General features: G+C 65.4%; 20 protein-coding genes. 7 read left to right on the forward strand and 13 right to left on the reverse strand.

Going from position 1 to position 20,590, the window contains the following annotated elements; genetic code table 11:
• Positions 1 to 16: 16 nt before the first annotated feature.
• The gene (locus ACFDR6_RS09995) at positions 17 to 382 is read right to left on the reverse strand and encodes an antibiotic biosynthesis monooxygenase family protein (RefSeq protein ID WP_375858162.1); all 366 of its coding nucleotides are present in this window, start codon (positions 380 to 382) and stop codon (positions 17 to 19) included.
• Positions 383 to 478: 96 nt separating this feature from the next.
• On the opposite strand from ACFDR6_RS09995, the gene ACFDR6_RS10000 reads away from it, so the two are divergent.
• Positions 479 to 943 (forward strand): MarR family winged helix-turn-helix transcriptional regulator, encoded by a 465-nt coding sequence (locus ACFDR6_RS10000; RefSeq protein ID WP_375858163.1) that lies wholly within the window; start codon positions 479 to 481, stop codon positions 941 to 943.
• Between the two features lie 122 nt (positions 944 to 1,065).
• Here the strand turns inward: ACFDR6_RS10000 and ACFDR6_RS10005 are convergent, their stop codons facing one another.
• The 3 genes from ACFDR6_RS10005 to ACFDR6_RS10015 form a co-directional block, all read right to left on the reverse strand.
• The gene (locus tag ACFDR6_RS10005; protein WP_212086203.1) at positions 1,066 to 2,037 is read right to left on the reverse strand and encodes a Bug family tripartite tricarboxylate transporter substrate binding protein; all 972 of its coding nucleotides are present in this window, start codon (positions 2,035 to 2,037) and stop codon (positions 1,066 to 1,068) included.
• 100 nt (positions 2,038 to 2,137) lie between these two features.
• Positions 2,138 to 2,356: a LuxR C-terminal-related transcriptional regulator gene (locus ACFDR6_RS10010; protein WP_375858164.1), complete on the reverse strand. Its 219-nt coding sequence runs from the start codon at positions 2,354 to 2,356 to the stop codon at positions 2,138 to 2,140.
• Positions 2,335 to 3,264 (reverse strand): nitrogen regulation protein NR(II), encoded by a 930-nt coding sequence (locus ACFDR6_RS10015; protein ID WP_375858165.1) that lies wholly within the window; start codon positions 3,262 to 3,264, stop codon positions 2,335 to 2,337. The genes ACFDR6_RS10010 and ACFDR6_RS10015 overlap by 22 nt, the downstream gene beginning before the upstream one ends.
• Before the next feature lie 175 nt (positions 3,265 to 3,439).
• Between ACFDR6_RS10015 and ACFDR6_RS10020 the strand changes: the two genes are divergently transcribed.
• Positions 3,440 to 4,405: a tripartite tricarboxylate transporter substrate-binding protein gene (locus ACFDR6_RS10020; RefSeq protein WP_212086187.1), complete on the forward strand. Its 966-nt coding sequence runs from the start codon at positions 3,440 to 3,442 to the stop codon at positions 4,403 to 4,405.
• Between the two features lie 136 nt (positions 4,406 to 4,541).
• Here the strand turns inward: ACFDR6_RS10020 and ACFDR6_RS10025 are convergent, their stop codons facing one another.
• The gene (locus tag ACFDR6_RS10025) at positions 4,542 to 6,404 is read right to left on the reverse strand and encodes an ABC-F family ATP-binding cassette domain-containing protein (RefSeq protein WP_375858166.1); all 1,863 of its coding nucleotides are present in this window, start codon (positions 6,402 to 6,404) and stop codon (positions 4,542 to 4,544) included.
• Between the two features lie 452 nt (positions 6,405 to 6,856).
• Positions 6,857 to 7,123, reverse strand: coding sequence for a sulfur globule protein precursor (locus tag ACFDR6_RS10030; RefSeq protein WP_375858167.1), 267 nt, complete (start codon positions 7,121 to 7,123; stop codon positions 6,857 to 6,859).
• A 310-nt stretch (positions 7,124 to 7,433) separates the two neighbouring features.
• Here ACFDR6_RS10030 and ndk point away from each other — a divergent pair, with 310 nt between their 5' ends.
• Positions 7,434 to 7,856: a nucleoside-diphosphate kinase gene (gene ndk / locus ACFDR6_RS10035; protein ID WP_375858168.1), complete on the forward strand. Its 423-nt coding sequence runs from the start codon at positions 7,434 to 7,436 to the stop codon at positions 7,854 to 7,856.
• 45 nt (positions 7,857 to 7,901) lie between these two features.
• Complete coding sequence (locus ACFDR6_RS10040) at positions 7,902 to 8,762, forward strand: TerC family protein (RefSeq protein ID WP_212086177.1); 861 nt, start codon at positions 7,902 to 7,904, stop codon at positions 8,760 to 8,762.
• Positions 8,763 to 8,767: 5 nt separating this feature from the next.
• Here the strand turns inward: ACFDR6_RS10040 and ACFDR6_RS10045 are convergent, their stop codons facing one another.
• The 5 genes from ACFDR6_RS10045 to ACFDR6_RS10065 all read right to left on the reverse strand — a co-directional run bounded on the left by ACFDR6_RS10045 (position 8,768) and on the right by ACFDR6_RS10065 (position 14,281).
• Positions 8,768 to 9,079: a DUF3240 family protein gene (locus tag ACFDR6_RS10045; RefSeq protein ID WP_317239761.1), complete on the reverse strand. Its 312-nt coding sequence runs from the start codon at positions 9,077 to 9,079 to the stop codon at positions 8,768 to 8,770.
• The gene (locus ACFDR6_RS10050; protein WP_375858169.1) at positions 9,076 to 12,150 is read right to left on the reverse strand and encodes an efflux RND transporter permease subunit; all 3,075 of its coding nucleotides are present in this window, start codon (positions 12,148 to 12,150) and stop codon (positions 9,076 to 9,078) included. The genes ACFDR6_RS10045 and ACFDR6_RS10050 overlap by 4 nt, the downstream gene beginning before the upstream one ends.
• On the reverse strand, positions 12,151 to 13,284 hold the full coding sequence (locus ACFDR6_RS10055) for an efflux RND transporter periplasmic adaptor subunit (protein ID WP_212086170.1): 1,134 nt from the start codon (positions 13,282 to 13,284) through the stop codon (positions 12,151 to 12,153).
• Positions 13,285 to 13,430: 146 nt separating this feature from the next.
• Positions 13,431 to 13,994: a cytochrome b/b6 domain-containing protein gene (locus ACFDR6_RS10060; protein ID WP_212086168.1), complete on the reverse strand. Its 564-nt coding sequence runs from the start codon at positions 13,992 to 13,994 to the stop codon at positions 13,431 to 13,433.
• 11 nt (positions 13,995 to 14,005) lie between these two features.
• On the reverse strand, positions 14,006 to 14,281 hold the full coding sequence (locus ACFDR6_RS10065; RefSeq protein ID WP_317239758.1) for a PepSY domain-containing protein: 276 nt from the start codon (positions 14,279 to 14,281) through the stop codon (positions 14,006 to 14,008).
• 172 nt (positions 14,282 to 14,453) lie between these two features.
• On the opposite strand from ACFDR6_RS10065, the gene ACFDR6_RS10070 reads away from it, so the two are divergent.
• The 3 genes from ACFDR6_RS10070 to ACFDR6_RS10080 are packed head-to-tail and all read left to right on the forward strand — an operon-like array spanning position 14,454 to position 16,779.
• Positions 14,454 to 14,741 (forward strand): PepSY domain-containing protein, encoded by a 288-nt coding sequence (locus ACFDR6_RS10070; RefSeq protein ID WP_375858555.1) that lies wholly within the window; start codon positions 14,454 to 14,456, stop codon positions 14,739 to 14,741.
• Positions 14,741 to 15,406, forward strand: coding sequence for a response regulator transcription factor (locus tag ACFDR6_RS10075; protein ID WP_375858170.1), 666 nt, complete (start codon positions 14,741 to 14,743; stop codon positions 15,404 to 15,406). The genes ACFDR6_RS10070 and ACFDR6_RS10075 overlap by 1 nt, the downstream gene beginning before the upstream one ends.
• On the forward strand, positions 15,403 to 16,779 hold the full coding sequence (locus ACFDR6_RS10080) for a sensor histidine kinase (RefSeq protein WP_212086137.1): 1,377 nt from the start codon (positions 15,403 to 15,405) through the stop codon (positions 16,777 to 16,779). Before ACFDR6_RS10075 ends, ACFDR6_RS10080 begins: the two co-directional genes overlap by 4 nt.
• A 36-nt stretch (positions 16,780 to 16,815) precedes the next feature.
• On the opposite strand, the gene ppx is transcribed toward ACFDR6_RS10080, so the two are convergent.
• Entirely contained in the window at positions 16,816 to 18,318 is a 1,503-nt protein-coding gene (gene ppx, locus ACFDR6_RS10085; protein WP_212086134.1) for an exopolyphosphatase, read from the reverse strand.
• 15 nt (positions 18,319 to 18,333) lie between these two features.
• Complete coding sequence (locus tag ACFDR6_RS10090; RefSeq protein WP_212087309.1) at positions 18,334 to 20,526, reverse strand: RNA degradosome polyphosphate kinase; 2,193 nt, start codon at positions 20,524 to 20,526, stop codon at positions 18,334 to 18,336.
• Between the last annotated feature and the right edge of the window lie 64 nt (positions 20,527 to 20,590).

Genomic DNA, 20,590 nt, shown 5'->3' on the forward strand with positions numbered 1-20,590 from the left:
CCGTTTTCGAATCCAACTACGCGACGCAGATGCCGGGCACCGCGACCTTTCGGAAGAGATGCGGAGAGGCGACGGCGGACGCGGGATAGGCTGAGATCTTCGATCTGAACTCAGGGTGCGTGAACGCAGCCCGGAAGTGGGCAGTCGATTCCCAGACGGCGTAGTTCAGATAGGTCGGGCTATCGCCGATCGCGCGGTGAAGCTGGGTGGCAATAAAGCCCGGCTGCCGTTTCATGAAGGCGGCATCGTCCTGCCAGATCTGGAGGAAGCTCTGTTCGTCGGCCTTGTCGAGCGCGAACACGTTCACCAGGACGACAGGGCTGCTTTCGATGCCAAGCTGACATTCGATGGGAAAATTTGGGTCCAGTGGGCGTAGCGCCATGGCCGGCTCCGTTCAGGATGGTATTATGTTGTCAATATGGTATCATGAGACATAGTAAATTGACATCATGATGTCAATAACAGTTTATGGTGACGGATGCCGAAATCCCTGCGAACGCCGGCCGGTGATGCCCTGACGGACCTCATGCTCGACTTGTTCCGGCTGAATAGCCTGCTCTTGACCGCAGGGGACCGCCTGGTGACCCGGCTCGGCCTCACGAGCGCCCGCTGGCAGATTCTTGGCGCCATCGTGGCCGCGGAGAGCCCCCAGCCGGTGGCCTGGCTGGCGCGCGATCTGGGTGCCAATCGCCAAAACGTGCAGCGGATCGTCAACGATCTGCACGCGGAAGGTCTCGTTGCTTTCGAGGCCAACCCGCATCACCGCCGGGCGCAGCTTGTCGTCCTGACTGACAAGGGGCGGCGCGCTTTCGATGCCGCGATGGTTTTGCAGGCGCCGTGGGTCAACGGCCTTGCGGAGGGGCTTCCGGTCAAGGACCTGCAAACCGTTCACCGCATCGTCACGGACCTACGAACGAAGCTCGAGAGCGAGGCAGAGGGGTAGACGTAGCGCCGGCTTGTGGCACGGTCGCGCAGCGACACCGCATGCGATGTGGTCGCGGCATCGGTGTGCCCTCGATCGTCAATCTTTCCAGCGATGCCGCCGGCCAACGCGTCGGGCGCCCGTCACTGAATCGGCGCGATGCCCACCCGCCTGATCAGTTCCGCCCATTTCGGCGTTTCGGCCCGAATCTGGCTGGCGAATTCGTCCGACGTGCGCGTCACCGATTCCATGCCGAGCGATGCGAACTTCTCTCGCGCGGCCGGTGCGGCCGCCGCCTGCTGCGCCTCATCGTGCAGAAGCGCGATCACCGAGGCCGGCGTTCCCGCAGGTGCCATCAGGCCGAACCAGGCGATCGCATCGAAACCACGAAAGCCGAGCTCGTCCAGCGTCGGCAGCTCGGGCGTGGCCGGCGAGCGTTGCAGCGATGTGACCGCCAGAGCGCGCAGGCCACCGTCGCGGACGTGCGGCAGCACCGAGGCGATGCTGCCGAAGAACATCGTGACGCGGCCGGCCATGAGATCGCTCAACAGCGCGGCGCTGTCGCGATATGGCACGTGCTGCAGCTTGATTCCGGCCATGGTCTGGAACAGCTCGCCGGCCAGATGGGTCGAGGTGCCCAGTCCGGCCGAGGCGAAGGTGAGGGTGCCCGGGCTGCGCCTTGCCAAATCGACCAGATCCTGAACGCTCGTCGCCGGCACGTCCTTGTTCAGGACCAGGATGTTCGGGGCAACCGTGACCTGCGCGACGGGGACCAGATCCTTTGCGGGGTCATAGGACAGTTTTGCGTAAAGAGACGGGTTGATGACGATCGCGGCATTGCCTGCCATCAGCAGCGTGGTGCCATCGGGCTCCGATTTGGCGACATGGTCCGCAGCGATGTTGCCGCCCGCGCCCAGCATGTTCTCGACCACGACGGGCTTGTCCCATTTGGCCCTGAAGCGTTCGGCCAGGATTCGAGCGGCCACGTCGGGGGCACTTCCGGCATTGAAGCCCAGCACGATGCGAATGTTCGATCGCGGGTATATTGGCTCCGCCTGCAGCGGCTGCGCCAGCCACAGAAGCGAGATCAGAACGAGCGCTGGCCGTCGTAACATGATGGGTCTCCAGGTGTGGGCGGCCGATTGTCTGCGCGGCTCGATCGTTCGTCGTCACCCCATCGGGTGGTGGCGCAGCCTGGGTGTCCGGGTGCGAGCTTCAACCGGGCGGATCGAGCGTCCGGGCAACCTGGGCGATCGACTGCACCAGCCCGGCGTGTCCCCGAACGCCGACCTTGGCGTATATCCGCTTGGTATGGGACTTGAGCGTGTTGAGGCTGATGCCGAGCATGGCCGCAGCCGTCTTCATGCCGCTGCTCTGCGCGAGCGCGGTTACGACCCGCAATTCGGCCGCCGTCAGGCCATGGCGGGTGGCCAACAACGCGCTTGCGGCGTCGCCGGTACGCGAAATATCGACCAGGAGCGCCAGGCCGCAGGACTCCCCGTCTTGTGGTGTGACGCGTGACCGAACGCGCGTCCTCTCACCGGCGTCATGGTGATTCCGATTTCTCTGCCGTCCGGCCGCGGCAGTCGACATGTTCCTGCGGCGCCGCTGCGGAGCGCGTCGGCGAACAGCGCGCGGATGAGGTTCACGGCGCTTGAGGGGCCTGACAGGTCGCGGCCGGCGAGGACTCGAAGCGACAGCTCTTCGCCCTGTGCCCGGGCAGCAGAATTGGCGAACAGTACCCGCTGGCTGGCATCGAAAGTGATGATTCCGGTCGTCAACGCGTCGAGCGCGTCGCGTTCGGCCCGCGCCGCCGCCTGATAGTCGAGCATGCGCAAGCGCAGCTCGCTGGCACGCCGCAAATGCGGCAGCAGCGAACTCAAGATCGCGGTGTCTCGCTCGCTGAACGGTCCGCTCGCTTCGCTGCGTTCGACATTGAGCGAGACACGGAATTCCGGACGGCTGACCACGTTGACGATCAGGCCGTGCGCCAGGTTCTGCGGCCGGAGCACGTCGTCATAGAAGGCGGTGCGCTTGAGCTGTGACAGCTCGATCAAATCATCCGTGTGCACCATCTGGCCCGCCGGAAACCGGTTCGACCGCATCCACGGATTGGTGACGTGATAGAGTTCGTGGCGGCGTTTGCACTCAGGATCGATCCGCCCGAGCTCGTGGAACGTGTAAACGCTGCGATCGACGCTGTAGCCGTGGATCAGTGCGGCCGCGCTGTGAGTGATGTCTGCGATGCCTTCCAGAGCGGTGCTCCAGAGCGAAGCGTCGAGCACCGCATCGTAGATCAGGCCGACAAGTTGATCTCGCCTAGGCTCAAGCTCGGTCGGCATCCATATTCCCTCCGCGAGGTCGAAACTCACCGATACCGTATCGATCCGCAAGCCAATTGGTCTCGAGGGAACCGTAGGCCGCGACGCCGCCACACTCCTGGTCGAGTCGCTTTCGTTGTGGCTCCGCGGCCGAGAATACGCTCATATGGAGCTACAAAAAAACGTGGAGGAAACTATGCGGTTCATTGCCCTCGTATCGGCCCTGTTTCTGCCGCTCGGCGCGGCCGTTGCCCAGGACTACCCAACGAGACCCATCACCGTGCTGGTTCCGTTCGCCGCCGGCGGGCCGACCGATACCATCGCGCGCCTGACCGCGGCTGGCATGGGGAAGTCCCTCGGACAGCAGGTCATCGTCGAGAACGCGACCGGCGCCGGCGGCACGATTGGCACGACTCGCGCCGCGCGCGCCCAGCCGGACGGCTACACGCTGCTGGTCCATCACGTCGGCATCTCGACCGCGGCCACGCTGTATCGCAATCTCAGCTACGACACGAAGACGGCCTTTGCGCCGATCGGGCTCGTCACCAATGCGCCGATGACCATCATCGCGCGTTCGGATTTTCCGGCCGACACGCTCAAGGACCTCGTCGCCTACGCCCAGCAGCAGGGGGACAAGCTGACCTATGCCAATGCCGGGTTAGGCGCGGCATCGCATCTGTGCGGCATGCTGTTCATGACGGCGATCCAGAAGCAGCTCACCACGGTGCCGTACAAGGGCAATGGTCCGATCATGAACGATCTGCTCGGCAAGCAGATCGATCTGACCTGCGACCAGGCGACGAACACCACCGGGCCGATCTCGGCCAAGCAGGTCAAAGCCTACGCGGTGACGACCAAGGAGCGGTTGAAGAGCTTGCCCGATCTGCCGACAGCGGACGAAGCAGGCCTCAAGGGCTTTGAACTCGGCGTCTGGCACGGCCTCTATGCGCCGAAGGGCACGCCGCCGGCGATCATTCAGAAGCTGACGGCGGCGCTCCAGGCCGCACTCCAGGATCCCACCATGATCGCCCGGCTCAACGACATCAACACCGAGCCTGCCCCGAAGGACAAGGCGACGCCGGAGGCGCTCGGCGCGATGCTGACGAGTGAGATCGACCGCTGGGCGCCGATCATCAAGGCGGCCGGGCAGTACGCGGATTGAGCCGTTCCGGCGCGCCAGTGCCGGGCCGGGCGATGTCGGCTGGAGGGTGATGGTCAGCTAATTCAAGTGCTTGGGTGCCGGTGTTGAAACACCGGTACTGTGCATGGGGTTGTTCTTCCGAATTTTGATCGGACCGCTACCCTGCGGCCTCATCGAATTGCGTGCTGGCCTCGAGCCACTGCTCCTCCGCGCGCGCCAATGCGTCGGCAGCGTTGGCGCGCGCCTTTGACAGCTGTGCGGCCTGCTTGGGATCGCGGGTAAAGATGTCGGGCAGGGAGAGGGCGGTGTCGATCTTGGTGATGATCTCGCTGACGCGGGCGATCTCGGCTTCGGCTTCCGCAATGCGCTTCTTCAAGCCTCCGCGATTGTCCGACCTCGCGCGCTGCGGCTTCTCGGCTGGTGCGCTGCGCTCGCGCGGGGCGGGCTCGCCGTTGCGCGCGGACAGCACCAGGCGGCGGTACTCGTCGAGATCGCCGTCGTAATTGGTGACGGTGCGGTCGGCGACGATCCAGAGCCGGTCGGCGCAGGCCTCGATCAGATAGCGGTCGTGCGAGACCATGATGACGGCGCCGGGAAATTCATTGATGGCCTCCGCGAGTGCGGCGCGGCTGTCGATGTCGAGATGGTTGGTCGGCTCGTCCAGGATGATCATGTTGGGGCCGAAGAAGGTGGCGAGACCGAGCAGCAGCCGCGCCTTCTCGCCGCCTGACAATTTGCCGGCCTTGGTGTCGGCGGCCTTGCCGGAGAAGCCGATCGCGCCGGCGCGCGCCCGTACCTTGGCTTCGGGCGCATCGCCCATCAGCTTGCGGACGTGGTCGTAGGCGGAGGCGTCCTCGTTGAGCTCGTCGAGCTGGTGCTGGGCGAAATAGGCGATCGACAGCTTGTCCGCGCGGGTCACTCTTCCCGAGAACGGCGCCAGCCGTCCGGCGAGCAGTTTGACGAGGGTCGACTTGCCGTTGCCGTTGGCCCCTAACAGCGCAATGCGATCGTCATTGTCGATGCGCAGCGTGACGCGGCTCAGCACCGGGCTGGCCGGGTCGTAGCCGACGGCGGCGTTGTCGACCGCGATGATCGGCGGCGACAGAATCTTCTCCGGCGCCGGGAAGCTGATCTCGCGCACGTCCTCGGTGACCAGCGCCGTGATCGGCTTCAGCCGTTCCAGCATCTTGACGCGGGACTGTGCCTGCCGGGCTTTCGAGGCCTTGGCCTTGAAGCGATCGACGAAGGCCTGCAGGCGGGCGCGTTCGGCTTCCTGGCGCTTGACCTGCTTGGCGTCGAGCAGCTCACGGGCGGCGCGCTGCTCCTCGAATGAGGAATAGGTGCCCTTGTAGAGCGTGAGCTTGCCGCGCTCCAGATGCAGGATCTGGTCGACCGAACTCTCCAAGAGGTCGCGGTCGTGGCTGATCACGATCACCGTGCGCGGATAATGGGCGAGGTGATCCTCCAGCCACAGCGTGCCCTCGAGATCGAGATAGTTGGTGGGCTCGTCGAGCAGCAGCAAATCGGGGGCCGCGAACAGCGTCGCGGCGAGCGCGACGCGCATGCGCCAGCCGCCGGAGAATTCGGCGCAGGGGCGGAGCTGGTCGGCGGCGGAGAAGCCGAGGCCGGAGAGGATCGCGGCGGCACGGCTCGGCGCCGAATGCGCATCGATGTCGACGAGGCGGGTCTGGATTTCGGCGATCCGGTGCGGGTCAGTCGCGCTCTCGGCTTCGGTGAGCAGCGCGTCGCGCTCGAGATCGGCCTTGAGCACGACGGAGATCAGGCTTTCGGGTCCGTTCGGGGCTTCCTGTGCGAGGCTGCCGACTCGCCAACGCGGCGGCAAGGTCACCGAGCCGTGCTCGGCCGCGAGCTCACCGCGGATCACCTTGAACAGCGTCGACTTGCCGGTGCCGTTGCGTCCGACCATGCCGACGCGCGATCCGGGCGTGATCTGCACGGAACTCTGGTCAATCAGAAGGCGTCCGGCGAGGCGGATGGAGAGGTCGGTAATGGACAGCATGCGGCCTTGTCACCGCAGCCGGGATCAAACGCAACCCGTTTTTCCGGGCCCGCTGCTCAGTGTGGGTCGCGGTCGCGCCGCTGCAGCTCGTTCAGGAGCTGCTCGAGATGTGTGGGAAGTCGGGGCTCGGGCCGCAGGCTCTGCTGGAGCCGTTCGCCCACGGCATCGCAAATCGAGCGGCTGGTGCGCCGGTCAATCTGTTCGCTGTCATTGGCAAAAGGCCCAGCCATCGTGCGGTTCCGTGTGTTCAAAGCAATCACGGTACCAAGTCATTGACCCCCAAAATGGTTTCGCCATTCTTCGGGATCACCGGCATTCTCGTCAAAATTGTATGAATCCCGCCATGTCCGCCCAAAATGCGGAGCCCCGGCGGGGGGATCGCCGGGGCTCCTCTTGGAAGGTACCTGTGGGGGCGCAGATACCTGTCGGACTTTAGGAAGGTGCTGTCGGGCTCAGTAGCAGCGGTTGATCATCCGCCAGCGAGGTCCCCAGGGGGTCGGAACCAGCCGGCGCACGTAGCAGCCGCCATAACCGTGGGAGACGGGGCCGGCGGCATAGAAGCGCGGTCCGCCCCAGCGGTGGCCGTGGCCGTGGTGCCAGCCACCGCCGCCGCCGCCGTGCCAGCCCCCACCGTGCCAATGGGCGGAAGCCGAGGTCGGTGCCAGCGCGGCGCCCAGCGCAACCGCGGCGACAGCGGCAAGCGAAAGTTTCCTCAACATGGTGATCTCCTCAAAACTGCCGGCGCGGGGGCTATCCGCGTCGATGGAAAGGCCGCCGAAACGGTCCGCCTGCAGGTCAGGCTTTGGTTTCGATGGAAGGAGCTTAAGCCGGCGGGCTGAACCAAAGCCTGAATGGGGGTGTCAGAATGGGTTCATCTGGGTGAAATTGTCGTAATCCATGCTGATATCGCCGGCCCGGTCCTGCGGCGAACGTCTGTGACGTCGTCCTGGCGGTCGCTTGCCGGATCGCAAAGGCGCCGATATAAGCCCCGCAACTCCACAACCACCGCTTCTTTCCAGGGACAAGATTATGGCCATCGAACGCACTTTCTCGATCATCAAGCCCGATGCGACCGCGCGTAACCTGACCGGCGCCGTCAATGCCGTGATCGAAAAGGCGGGGCTGCGCATCGTCGCACAGAAGCGCATCCGCATGACCAAGGAGCAGGCCGAGACCTTCTATGCCGTCCACAAGGCGCGGCCGTTCTTCGGCGAGCTCGTCGAGTTCATGACCTCGGGTCCGGTCGTGGTCCAGGTGCTGGAAGGCGAGGGCGCCGTCGCCAAGTATCGTGACGTGATGGGCGCGACCGATCCGTCCAAGGCCGCCGACGGCACCATCCGCAAGCTCTACGCCAAGTCGATCGGCGAAAATTCCGCGCACGGCTCGGATGCGCCGGAGACCGCCGCGGTCGAGATCGCGCAGTTCTTCTCGGGCAACGAGATCGTCGGCTGATCCATCAGCCGATGAACTAGGTCGACACGCGCGAAAGGACGTATTGTGAGCTGGCTCTGGCAGATCTTCGATCCCGCTACGATCGGGGTATTCTTCACCCAGTTTCGCAACGAGATGGCCGAACCGACCTTCTGGATCGCGGTCGGCAAGATCATCTGGATCAACATCCTGCTCTCCGGCGACAACGCGCTGGTGATCGCGCTCGCGTGCCGCGGCCTCTCGCCGCGACACCGGATGTGGGGCATGATCTTCGGTGCCGGCGCAGCCGTGACGCTGCGGATCATCTTCACCGGCATCGTCGCCTCCCTGATGGAGCTGCCGTATCTCAAGCTGATCGGCGGACTTGCACTGATCGTGATCGCGGCCAAGCTCCTGGTGCCGGAAAACGAGGACGAGGACGACGTCGAGTCCGCCTCGCATCTGTGGCATGCCATCCAGATCGTCGTGGTCGCCGACATCGTCATGAGTCTCGACAACGTCATTGCGGTGGCCGCGGCCGCCAATGGCAGCGTGCCGCTCCTGATCCTCGGCCTTGCCATCAGCGTGCCGCTGATCGTCGCCGGTGCGGCGCTGATCATGGCGCTGCTCGAAAAGCTGCCGGTGCTGGTCTGGGCGGGTGCGGCGCTGCTCGGCTGGGTCGCCGGCGAGGTGATCTCGACCGATCCCGGCGTCGCGCCGAAGCTCCACACGCTGTTCGACGGTCCGTTCGGCGCTTCGCTCGACGCGATGCTCGGAGCCTTGCGCATCCCGCCGCAATTCGGCCATGGCGGTGCCGGCGGCGAATATCTCTGCGCGATGCTCGGCGTCGTCGTCGTGCTGGTGGTCGGCACCATCTGGCGCCGCCGCAGCCTGAGTGCCGCCGCACTGCAATCGTCTGAGCGGCACGCCAGGGCGTCGCTGGAGTAGGCTCCTCAGTCGATCGTGCCGAGTTCCGTCACCGGTATCGTCCAATAGACCAGCTTGGTTCCGGCGAACGAAACCCGCAAGCGGTCGAGCAGGCGGCTGGCGTCTTTCCCTGCCAGCGCCACCTGCACGATGGTCTGGTCGGCATGGCCTTTCACGCGTTCGGCAGCCGTATGCAATCGGACGTCGGCGCCGTGACCGGCTCCCTGGGAGGCCGTGAATCCGGAAACCAGATCGCTCTGTTCGGCGAGATAGTCGAACACCTCGTCGCGGAGCTGATGCGGCACGATCAGCGTGAGACAGACGGGCTGGTCAATCATTTCGCCACCTTCGAGGTCCCGCCATAGCGGCGATACAGGATCGGCAGCAGAATCAGCGTGAGCAGGGTGGAGGACAGAAGTCCTCCGATCACGACGATGGCGAGCGGACGCTGCACTTCGGACCCGGGGCCGGAGGCGAACAGCAGGGGGATCAAGCCAAGCGCCGTGATGCTCGCAGTCATCAGCACCGGCCGCAGCCTGCGCATGGCGCCTTCGACGACGATACGATCCTCGCTAACGCCGTGAGCGCGGAGCTGATTGAAGTAGGAGACCAGGACGACGCCATTGAGGACGGCGATGCCGAGCAGCGCGATGAATCCGACCGAGGCCGGCACCGACAGATACTCACCCGTCACGACCAGGGCGAAGACGCCGCCGATCAGGGCAAAGGGAATGTTGACGAGCACCAGCAACGCCTGACGGATGGCACCGAAGGTGGTGAACAGCAGCACGAAGATCAGGCCGATCGCGACGGGGACCACGACGGACAGGCGTGCCGCGGCGCGTTGCTGGTTCTCGAACTGTCCACCCCAGGTCAGCCGGTAGCCGTTCGGAAGCGGGAGTTCGGTCGCCACCTTCTGCCGCGCGGCTTCGACGAAGCCGACCATGTCGCGACCGCGAATGTTGGCGCGAACCACGCTCATGCGAGCGCCGTCCTCGCGGTCGATCTTCACCGGTCCATCCACCCGCTGGATTCGGGCGACCTGCGACAGAGCGACATGCTGTCCGGAACCGAGCGTCAGCGGCAGGCTGGCCAGCAGCGTCGGTGCTTCCCGCGTCGTCTCGCTGCCGCGGACGAGAATCGGCGTGCGGCGTCCCTCCTCAAGAGCTGTGCCGATCGTTCGGCCCTCGATCTGGGTACGGAGCGAATTGACGATCGAATCCACGGTCAAGCCCAGGCGGCCGGCCTCCATGCGATTGACCGCTACGGTGTAATATTGGGCGCCCTCGTTCAGTGTGGTGTAGACGTCCTCGGCACCGTCGATGCTGGACAGGATCGCCGACAATTTCGCCGCGGTTTCGTTCAGCCTGGCGATGTCGGGACCAAATATCTTGACGGCGACATCGCCGCGCACGCCGCTGATCATTTCCTGCACGCGCATGTCGATGGGCTGGGTGAAGCTGAGCGAGATGCCGGGAAAGCCGGTCAGGACCTCGCGAAGCTTCTGCAGCAGGGCCTCGCGATTGTCGGTCTGCCTCTCGGCAGCCGGCTTGAGCACGAGGAACGTGTCGGTCTGGTTGGGGCCCATGGGATCGAGGCCGAGCTCGTCCGATCCGGTCCGGGCCACGATGCCGGCGATATCAGGTAGGGCCAGAAGCGCAGTCTGGAGCCTTGCATTCATGGCAAGCGACTCGTCGAGGTTGACCGACGGAAGCGTCTCCACGCTGACGATGACGTCGCCTTCGTCCATCGTCGGCATGAAGGTCTTGCCGAGCTTCGTATAGGCGAAGCCCGCCGCGACCAGGCCGATCAGCGCCGCAGCCATTACCTTGCGCTCGTTGTTCAAGGCCCAGTCCAATGCCGGCGCGTAGACCCGCTGGGCCGCACGCACCAGCAGGGGATCGCGATGCGACGCCGATTTGAGCACGAAGGACGTTGTGACCGGGATCACGGTGAGCGCCAGCAGCAACGAGGCGGCCAGCGCGAAAATGATGGCCAGCGCGACGGGAATGAAGAGCTTGCCCTCCAACCCCTGCAGCGTCAGCAAGGGGACGAACACGATGATGATGATGAGCACGCCCGAGGCCACCGGCTCCAGGACTTCGCAAACCGAACGGTAAACCAAGTGGGTCAGCGGGAGACCCTTGCCCGGCTCGTGCTTGCCGAGGTTGCCGACGATGTTCTCGACAACGACGACCAGCGCGTCGATCAGCATGCCGATCGCGATCGCAAGTCCGCCGAGGCTCATCAGGTTGGCCGACATTCCCACCACGCGCATGATGATCAATGCGATGACGATGGCGAGCGGCAGGCTGAGCGCGATCACCAGCGAGGCCCGCCAATTGCCGAGGAAAAGTAGCAGGAGAACGATGACGAGGGCGGTGGCCTCGCCGAGGGCCCGCACCACGGTGCCGACGGCGCGGTTGACTAGGCGGCTGCGGTCATAGAACACGTTGATCGAAACGCTCTTCGGCAGCGAGCCTTGCAGCTCGGCGAGCCGAGCACGTACGTCGCGAATGAGCTGACCTGCGTTGGCGCCGCGCAAGCCGAGAACCAACCCCTCGACGGTTTCGCCGCGGCCGTCCGCCGTGACTGCGCCATAGCGCGTCAGCGTCCCGACTTTGACGGTGGCGACGTCGTTGACCAGGATCGGCACGCCCTCGCGGGTGTCGACGACGATGGCCTTGATGTCCTCGATCGAACGGATGCTGCCTTCGATGCGCACCAGAGCGCTGTCCTCGCCCTGGTTCACCCGCCCGGCGCCGTCGTTGCGGCTGTTGGCCTCGATGGCCCGGCGAAACAGGTCGTAGGAAATGCCACGCGCGGCAAGCGCATCGTTACGCGGCACGATCTCGAAGGCACGGACATAGCCGCCGAGGGCGTTGACGTCGGCAACGCCGGCGACCGTGCGCAGGGCGGGACGGATCACCCAATCGAGCAGGGTCCGGCGCTCGGCCAGCGATAGCTCGGGACTGTCGATCGTGAACATGAACATCTCGCCGAGGGGGCTCGTGATCGGCGCAAGACCTCCGCTCACCCCGTCCGGAAAATCGCGCGAGATGTTCGACAGCCGCTCCGAGACCTGGTTGCGCGCCCAGTAGATGTCGGTGCCGTCCTCGAAATCGACGGTGATGTCGGCCAGCGCATATTTCGTGGTCGAACGAAGCACCTTCTTGTTCGGCAATCCGAGCAGCTCGAGCTCGACCGGGACGGTGATGCGCTGCTCGACCTCTTCGGGGGTGAGGCCCGGCGCCTTCATGATGATCTTTACCTGCACCGGCGAGACATCAGGAAAGGCGTCGATCGGCAGGCCGGGCAGGAGGACGGCGCCGGCGCCGATCACCAACAGCACGCCCAGCAGGACGAAGAGCCGCTGTGACAACGCGAACGCAACCAGGCGCCGGAGCATCTATTGCCCCAGTCCCGACAGAATGCCGCGAAGCGCCGAGATGCCGCCGATCGCGATCGCGTCCTTGTCCACGATGGGGCCCGATACCACGACGTGGTCCTGATCTTCCGCAAGCAGCTTGACCGGAACCAGGCGGAAGCCGCCGTCGAAGGCGACGAAGACCGACGTCTGCTCGCCCCGCCGTATCAGCCCGCTGTAGGGAATCTCCCAGGCGCTTTCGCTCGCCGAGAGAAAGCCGATGCGGGCCGCGGTGGTCTGGCCGGGATGAAGCTCGCCGTCGTTGGGGACTTCCGCGCGCACCAGAATGGTCTGGGTGGCAGTGTCGATGGTCTCAGAGACCAGCACGACCTTGCCGGGGGTGGCGTAGCCTTCGATCTCGACTTTCGCTCCGGTGCGGATCGCTCGAATATTGGCGGCAGGAACCGCGATTTCGGCCCATAGCGGCGACAGCCGCGCCAGCTTGACGAGCGGGGCGGATTGTTCGAGCCGCTGTCCTGGCGACACCGCGATCTCGACCACGGACGCGGTTTGTGGCGCATTGACCGTGAGCGTCGCGCTGATCGCCGCTTCCTTGGCCAGCCGGGAAATGGCATCGTCGGACATCCCGCTCAGGTGCAGCATCTGACGCCGTTCGGCGACGACGAGAGCAGCTTGGCGCTCTTCGGCCTGGCTGGCCTCCAGCACGCGTTGCGGCACGGCCTTGCCCTCGAACAGATCGACGTTCCGCTTGAGTTGCTGGCTGGCGAGGTGCTCTTGCGCGATCGCCTGCAAGTAGTCGCGCTGCTGGGAGACGAAGCTCGGACTCTCCAGGGTGACCAGCGGCTGGCCGGCCGAGACGCGGTCGCCGCGTCCGACCAGAAGATTGGCGACCATGCCGGCTACCGGCGCGCTGACGACCCGCAATTGCTGCGTGGGGATCACGATCTGGACGGGATAGGGCAGCGTTAGATCGGTTCGGCTCGCGACCGGATGGGTCACGCGGACGCCGAGATTGCGCGCCTGCGCATCGCTGAGCTTGACCTCGTCCTGCGCCATCGAGACCGAGGGCAACAAAATCGATACGATCGCAAGAAGGGTACGCGCGAGCGCGCCCCCGGAAGAGGTGAGACGGAGATTTCCGTGGCGGACCCGCATGAGGAATGTCCCGCGCTCACCGGCGAGCGAAACGCTTCTCGATTTCAAGTTTCGCTTACTCCAGTTGCGCGCGGGTGAGTTGATTTGCCTCAATCGGCTGTCTTCGCCCCTCTCGGTGAGGCGGCGGCTGGGCCAAGCAGTCTCGCTCACAATGGACGCTTCCTGCCGGTGATCATCGCCTTCGCCAGGCTCTCTCGGTGCTCGAAGCTTGCCACCAGGACGCCAAGCACATGGACGACCACGAGGCCGATCGTGAGGTTGGCGAAGGTCTCATGGACCTCCTCCACCCATTTCGCTCCCCAGAAGCTGGCGGTCGTCATCATGTAACCGGTGGTGCAGGTGCCGATCAGTGTGACGATCAGCGTCACGACCATCATGCCGCCGGCTGGATTGTGGCCGAGATAGCGTGGCGCCCTGAGTAGCGCCACGTCGCGCATATACGCGAGCACTGTGCGCGGCGAGCGCACGAAGTCGCTGAAGCGCGCATGGCGCGGTCCCACGAAGCCCCACACGATCCGGAGCGCAAGCAAGCCGGCAATCGTGTAGCCGGCGGCGATATGGATATTTTCTATCTCATCACCGGTGCCATAAGCGAGCAGGAACAGCCCGGCCAGCGACCAATGGAACACGCGCACGAAAGGGTCCCAGACCCTGATTGAAGCCGGCGGCTTCGCGCCGCCGGCTTCGACCGTATCGTGAATGGCGCTCATGGTGCAGCTCTTTACAGCTGACCGATGATCTGGCCGTTGGTCGGGTCGACGAACAATTCGACCCGGCTGCCGGACTTGTCGATCGTGTAGAGTTCGCCACAGGCGTTCTTGAGCTTGGCCTTCTGAACCTTGTAGCCCTGGGCTTCGATCTTGGCCTGCAATTGCTCGAGCGGCAGCCAACTTGCCTGTGGCGCCGTAGTGCAAGGACGCCCGAGGCTACCGGCATGAGCGGTCGTGGTGGCGGCGAGCAAGGCGGCAGTGGCGGCGATGACAGTGATCTTGCGCATGGTTCTCTCCAGCTTTTGGCGTCCGGCCGCGTCATGCGGCGAGGCGATGAGCGGACATTGCCGGAAGAGCCCTGACCGGCGCCTGTTGATCCACGTCAGCATTTTGTCAGGTTGATTGGGGCATTCTCCACTGATGCGATCACCTGGCCTTCTGGAATTCCTTGCGGTGCCGCTGCTGGCCGGCGTCCTGCTCACGCCGATGCCTGCGGCCGCAGGCGACCACGATAAAGGCGCGCCCGACGCGGTTCGCCGCGCGGTCGAGGCAGGCGAGATCAAGTCACTTGCCGACATTCTCGCGTCGCTTCGTGGCAAGCTGCCGGGCGAGGTTGCCGGGGTCGAGATAGAGCGTGAGCGCGGCCGCTGGATCTACGAGTTTCGCCTCGTCGACAACAAGGGCCGCCTCTACGAAGCGCACGTGGACGCGCGCAGCGGCGAGATTGAACGCATCAAGGAGAAGTGATGCGCCTGCTGCTCGTGGAGGACGACCGACGGATCGCGGCCGATGTGGAAAGGGCGCTACGCGCGGCTGGTTACGTAGTCGAGACCGTCCGCAACGGCCAGGAAGCCTGGTTCCGCGGTGACACCGAGGATTACGGCGCGATCGTCCTCGATCTCGGTTTGCCCGGCATGGACGGTCTGGCGGTACTCAAGCGCTGGCGTGCGAATGGGCGGTCCATGCCGGTGCTGATCCTGACGGCGCGCGGCAGCTGGGCCGAGCGCGTCGATGGCATCGACGCGGGCGCCGACGACTACCTGCCCAAGCCATTCCGCATGGAGGAGTTGCTGGCGCGGTTGCGCTCGATCGTGCGCCGCTCGGCGGGGCATGCCTCCCCACGGATTGTCGCCGGCGACGTCGAGCTCGACGAGCGTCAGATGAGGGTGACGCTGCGCGGCGTACCCGTTGCGTTGTCGCCATTGGAATATCGCCTGATCGCCTTTCTGCTGCACCATCGCGGCCGCGTGGTGTCGCAGCAGGAGCTCGATGAAAACGTCTATGGCCACGGCGAGGACCACGAATCGAACGCGCTCGAAGTGCTGGTTGGCCGCGTGCGCAGGAAACTGGGCGCCGATCTGATCGAGACCCGGCGCGGCTTCGGCTATCTGGTACCGGAGACGGCGCCATGAGCTGGGGCTCGCTGCGGCTGCGACTGGTCGCTGGCGGACTCGTAGCTATCCTGATCGCGCTCACGATTGCCGGCGCCGGGCTGACGCTGCTGTTCGAACGCCACGTCACGCGCACCATCGGCGACGATCTCGACGTCTATCTGAAGCAGCTCGTCGCGGGTATCGACGTCGATGCGCAGGGCAGGCTGGTGGTGGGCCGGCCGCCGACCGATCCTCGTTTTGCCGACCCTCTTTCGGGCTTGTACTGGCAGGTATCGGACGATGGCGGTCAAGTGGTGCGTTCACGTTCGCTGTGGGACACGGCGTTGGACCTGCCGCAGGATGAGCCGTCGCCTGGCGAATTGCACCGTCACGTCATCCCTGGGCCCGCAGACGCACGGCTCCTGGTCAGTGAACGCCGCGTGCTGCTCACCCTAGGCGGCCGCCGCGCGCCGGTGCGGGTTGCCGTGGCGGCCGATTTCGCCCGCGTATCGGTCGCCGCCGCGCACTTCGCCAGGGATCTGGTGCTGGCACTCGGCGTGCTGGGCTTGGCGCTGGCGGCGGCCACCTCGATCCAGGTCGGGCTGGGCCTGCGTCCGCTGGACGCACTTCGCCGCGGCGTCGCGGACGTCCGTTCCGGGCAACGCAGGCATCTCCCCGCCGATGTCCCGACCGAGGTGAAGCCCCTGGTGGAAGAGGTGAACAGCCTGATCGACGCCCAAGAGCGCGAGATCGAGCGGTCGCGCAGCCGCGCCGCTGATTTGGCGCATGGTCTGAAGACGCCGCTTGCCGCACTCGCGGCCGATGTCGCGCTGTTGCGTCTGCGCGGTGAGCAGGACGTCGCGCAGGCAATCGAAGCCGTCGGCGAGACGATGAGTCGTCACGTCGACCGCGAGCTGGCGCGCGCCCGGGCGCGGGGGACGGCGCGACAGCGCGGCGGTGTTTCAACGCCCCTCAGACCACTGGTCCAATCCCTGATGCGGATGCTGGAGCGCACGCCCGCTGTACAGCGGCTTGAACTCGAGACCTGCATAACAGGCGAGCCGAGCGTGCCGCTCGATCGCACGGATCTGGCCGAAGTGCTGGGAAATCTCCTGGAAAATGCTGCCCGTCACGCCAGGAGCCAGGTGCGCATCAGCTCCGATGCCGCGAAACCGGCAATCACGGTCGAGGACGATGGTCCGGGCATCGCGCCCGCCGAACGTTCACGCGTGCTCGAACGCGGGGTCAGGCTGGATGAGCGTGGCGAAGGGGCCGGCCTCGGTCTCGCCATCGTTCAGGACGTGCTCAGTGCCTACGGATGGCAGCTTGTTCTTGCGGATTCCGAACTCGGTGGACTGAAAGCCATCGTCGCGCCAGAGGTCAGCGGCGATCGGATGGCCGCTGCTGGTTGAAGTCCCCCAGCTGCTCGCTTGGACGCACAGTTGCGGTCAGCGCCGCACGATCGAGCCCGCGCGGCCAATCAGGCGGGCGAGCTGACGGAAGCGGCTGCCGACGCGGTCGGCGACGAGGTCGCCGAGGCGGTGCTCGAACACCAGCATCAGTTTGCGTCCCAGGCTCCGGAAATGCGTGGCCGGCAGGACGCCAGGCCTCGCCGCCGAGATCAGATGCGCGACGCGGAATGCAGCGCCCAGGAGGCGCGCGCGCTCGAGCTGCGCCGGCGTCAGCAGCTCCTGCATGGTGACCGGCGGCTGGTTTTCCTCGCTCAGGCCCGCATAGCGATAGAACACCGACAGGCCGACGAACGCGCGCTCGGTGTGGGTGATCGCGCCGAAATTGCCGTTTACGACGAGGCTCAGCGTCTGCTCGCCGCGATGATCGGGATGCACGCGCCAGCCGATGTCGGACAGCAGGCACGCGGTGTGGCGCAGCCGCCGATCCTCCTCGGTCTCGCGCAGCTTCACCACGCGCGCAAGGCGGTCGGTCCATGCGATCAGCTCGTGGGCGTGCTTGGCCGAGCGTGACAGCAACTGGTTCAGCTCTTCGGCAGCGCAGGTCAGGCCGTCCTTGTTGCGTTCCGCCTCCGGCAGCTTCTCGTGCAGCAGGCCCTCGCGCACGCCGAAGGTCGAGAACACGATCGTCTTCGGCTTCGCCACCCGGATGATGTGCTCGAGCACCAGCGCCGCATAGGTGAGGAGCGGGCGGCGGGCGTCCGCAACGCTCTCGATGTCCGCGAGCATGTCCGCGGCCGCGAGGCGCCGGAGCCGACGCGAGAAATCGAGCGCTTCAACTGCGGAAATCGAATAACCGTGCATCACCTGGAGCGGATAGCCGCTCTGGATGATGTGAATGCGCGCGAGCGCGCGCCAGGTGCCGCCGACCGCGTAGAACGTGCGGCCGCGGCCCGCGGCGAGCTGCGGCACTCCGTCGAGCGCCTCGCGCACGATGCGGTCGGCGCGCTTGAGTGATTTGTGCGCGAGATCCTGCAGCGCAAGCCCGCCGAGCGGCAGCGTCACGCCGCTGCGCACGCTGTTCTTGCGCACGTCGATCAATTCGAGCGACCCGCCGCCGAGGTCGCCGACGATGCCGTCGGGATGGTGGATGCCCGAGATCACGCCGAGCGCCGACAGCCGCGCCTCGCGCGGACCGGACAGGATTTCGATCTTCACGGCGCAGATGCGCTCGGCCTTGGCGATGAAATCGGGGCCGTTGGAAGCGTCGCGGCAGGCGGCGGTGGCAATCGCGAACACGCGTCCGACCTGCATCACGCGGCACAATGCGCGGAATCGCTTCAGCGAAGTCAGCGCCTTGTCGACGGCGTCGGGGGCGAGCAGGCCGGTGCTCTGCACCTCGCGCCCGAGGCCGCACAGCGTCTTCTCGTTGAAGATCGGAATGAGGCTACGCGTCAGCCCCTCGTAGACGACGAGACGGACCGAGTTGGAACCGATGTCGATGACAGCGACGCTCGAGCCGCGCTTGCGCGGCCTCTTCACGTCGGAAATCCCCGATCAGGATGGATGGCGTTCGTTCCGGCGCGTGAGACGACGCGGCGAGGATTCCTTGAGCGACTTTCCACGGCCAGACAGACTCGGATTTGTCATGAAGTAGTTGTGGACATTGAAGGGCTCCTCGCCCTTCGCGGTCTTCATACGCGTTGAGGACCCGTCCGGCAACAATTGCCAGCTCTGCTCATTGTCCTTCAGGTTGGCGACCATGATCTGTTCGAGAACCTGCTGATGCACCGTCGGATTTTGCAGCGGACACAGCACCTCGACACGGCGGTCGAGGTTGCGCGGCATCATGTCGGCGGACGAGATATACACAGCCGCTTTGGCGCTCGGCAGGCCCTGGCCCATGCCGAAGCAGTAGATTCGGCCGTGTTCCAGGAAGCGTCCGATGATCGACTTGACGCGGATGTTCTCCGACAGGCCGGGAATGCCGGGGCGCAGGCAACAGATTCCGCGCACCACGAGCTCGACCTGCACGCCGGCCTGGGAGGCCTCGTAGAGCGCGTCGATGATATCGGGGTCGACCAGCGCATTCATCTTCATCCAGACCGCGCCGTGGCGACCGTGCCGCGCATGCGCGGTCTCGCCCTGGATGTGCTCGATGATGCGCTTGCGCAAGGTCAACGGCGACACCGCCATCTTTTCCAGATCGCTCGGTGCGGCATAGCCGGTGATGAAATTGAACACGCGCGCGGCATCGCGGCCGATGGTCGGGTCGGAGGTGAAGTAGGAGAGGTCGGTGTAGATGCGTGCGGTGACCGGGTGATAGTTGCCGGTGCCGGTGTGGACGTAAGTCGTGAGGCTGCCGCCCTCGCGGCGCACCACCATCGAGAGCTTTGCGTGAGTCTTCAGCTCGAGGAAGCCATAGACGACCTGCACGCCGGCGCGTTCGAGGTCGCGTGCCCAGCGGATGTTGGCTTCCTCGTCGAAGCGCGCCTTCAATTCGATCAAGGCCGTGACGGACTTGCCGGCCTCGGCGGCTTCCGCCAGCGCGCGCACGATCGGGGAGTTGTTGGAGGTGCGGTAGAGCGTCTGCTTGATCGCGACGACATCGGGATCGCGCGTGGCCTGCTGCAGGAACTGCACCACCACGTCGAAGGATTCGTAGGGGTGATGGACGACGAGGTCCTTCTGCCGGATCGCGGCAAAGATGTCGCCGCCGTGCTCGCGCACGCGCTCGGGGTGGCGCGGCACGTAGGGCGTGAATTCGAGATCTGGCCGGTCGAGGCGGGTGAGCTGCGAGAGCTCGTTCATGGCGAGCACGCCGTCGACCAGGAACACCTCGTCGTCGGCGGCCGAGAGCGCGTGTTGCACGAAGCTGCGCAGCTCCTCCGGCATCTTGGCGTCGATCTCGAGCCGGATCACCGATCCGCGACGGCGGCGCTTCAGCGCGGTCTCGAACAGGCGGACGAGGTCTTCCGCCTCTTCCTCGATTTCGAGCTCGGAGTCGCGGATGATGCGGAAGGCGCCCTGGCCGTGCAGGTTGTAGCCGGGAAACAGGCGGTTGATGAACAGCGCGGTCGCCTGCTCCAGCGAGATCAGCCGGACGACCTTGCCGTCAGCCGGCAGGCGGATGAAGCGGTCGATCTTGCCGGGCATGCGGATCAGCGCGTTCATCTGCTTGCCGTCGGCGGCGCGCGTGAGCTGGAGCGCGATGGTGAAGCCGAGGCTCGGGATGAACGGGAAGGGGTGGGCCGGATCGATCGCCAGCGGCGTCAGCAGCGGGAACACGTTGCTGAGGAAGTAGTCCTCGATCCAGGTCCGCTCCGCCTTGGTGACTTCCTTGCCCTCGACCAGCACGATGCCGACATCGGCCAGCGTGCTGCGCAGGTCGCGCCAGATCGCCTGCTGGTCGGAGGCGAGTTCGGAGACGGTGCGGTTGATCAGCGCGAGCTGCTCGGACGGGGTCAGGCCGTCGGGGCTGCGTTCGGCAATGCCCTCGCGCACCTGAGCCTTGATGCCGGCGACCCGGACCATGAAGAATTCGTCGAGGTTATTCGCTGAAATCGACAGGAATCGCACCCGCTCGAGCATCGGGTGGCTGGGATTGACCGATTCCTCCAGGACGCGGCGGTTGAAATGCAGCCAGGAGAGCTCGCGGTTGATGAATCGCTCGGGGCTGGAGGCGATCGCCGGCAAGCCCTCGGCCTCAGGCTCTTTCTCTTTAACTTCAATAGCTTGCGCAGAGTCCATCAGAAGTCGGTCCATCCAGTTCGCCCCAATTTGCGACTTACGCGCAAAACCGGCGGAAGCATGT

The sequence above is a fragment of the Bradyrhizobium tunisiense genome (assembly GCF_042263385.1).
Classification (GTDB): Bacteria; Pseudomonadota; Alphaproteobacteria; order Rhizobiales; family Xanthobacteraceae; genus Bradyrhizobium; species Bradyrhizobium tunisiense.

Excerpts from the sequence above, each read along its gene's own strand:
- ACFDR6_RS10060 (WP_212086168.1), bottom strand. The coding sequence starts at position 13,994 with ATGAGCGCCATTCACGATACGGTCGAAGCCGGCGGCGCGAAGCCGCCG.
- ACFDR6_RS10075 (WP_375858170.1), top strand. The coding sequence starts at position 14,741 with ATGCGCCTGCTGCTCGTGGAGGACGACCGACGGATCGCGGCCGATGTG.
- ndk (WP_375858168.1), top strand. The coding sequence starts at position 7,434 with ATGGCCATCGAACGCACTTTCTCGATCATCAAGCCCGATGCGACCGCG.
- ACFDR6_RS10005 (WP_212086203.1), bottom strand. The coding sequence starts at position 2,037 with ATGTTACGACGGCCAGCGCTCGTTCTGATCTCGCTTCTGTGGCTGGCG.
- ACFDR6_RS09995 (WP_375858162.1), bottom strand. The coding sequence starts at position 382 with ATGGCGCTACGCCCACTGGACCCAAATTTTCCCATCGAATGTCAGCTT.
- ACFDR6_RS10080 (WP_212086137.1), top strand. The coding sequence starts at position 15,403 with ATGAGCTGGGGCTCGCTGCGGCTGCGACTGGTCGCTGGCGGACTCGTA.
- ACFDR6_RS10000 (WP_375858163.1), top strand. The coding sequence starts at position 479 with ATGCCGAAATCCCTGCGAACGCCGGCCGGTGATGCCCTGACGGACCTC.
- ACFDR6_RS10030 (WP_375858167.1), bottom strand. The coding sequence starts at position 7,123 with ATGTTGAGGAAACTTTCGCTTGCCGCTGTCGCCGCGGTTGCGCTGGGC.
- ACFDR6_RS10090 (WP_212087309.1), bottom strand. The coding sequence starts at position 20,526 with ATGGACTCTGCGCAAGCTATTGAAGTTAAAGAGAAAGAGCCTGAGGCC.
- ACFDR6_RS10015 (WP_375858165.1), bottom strand. The coding sequence starts at position 3,264 with ATGCCGACCGAGCTTGAGCCTAGGCGAGATCAACTTGTCGGCCTGATC.
- ACFDR6_RS10055 (WP_212086170.1), bottom strand. The coding sequence starts at position 13,284 with ATGCGGGTCCGCCACGGAAATCTCCGTCTCACCTCTTCCGGGGGCGCG.
- ACFDR6_RS10020 (WP_212086187.1), top strand. The coding sequence starts at position 3,440 with ATGCGGTTCATTGCCCTCGTATCGGCCCTGTTTCTGCCGCTCGGCGCG.
- ACFDR6_RS10050 (WP_375858169.1), bottom strand. The coding sequence starts at position 12,150 with ATGCTCCGGCGCCTGGTTGCGTTCGCGTTGTCACAGCGGCTCTTCGTC.
- ACFDR6_RS10045 (WP_317239761.1), bottom strand. The coding sequence starts at position 9,079 with ATGATTGACCAGCCCGTCTGTCTCACGCTGATCGTGCCGCATCAGCTC.
- ACFDR6_RS10065 (WP_317239758.1), bottom strand. The coding sequence starts at position 14,281 with ATGCGCAAGATCACTGTCATCGCCGCCACTGCCGCCTTGCTCGCCGCC.
- ACFDR6_RS10025 (WP_375858166.1), bottom strand. The coding sequence starts at position 6,404 with ATGCTGTCCATTACCGACCTCTCCATCCGCCTCGCCGGACGCCTTCTG.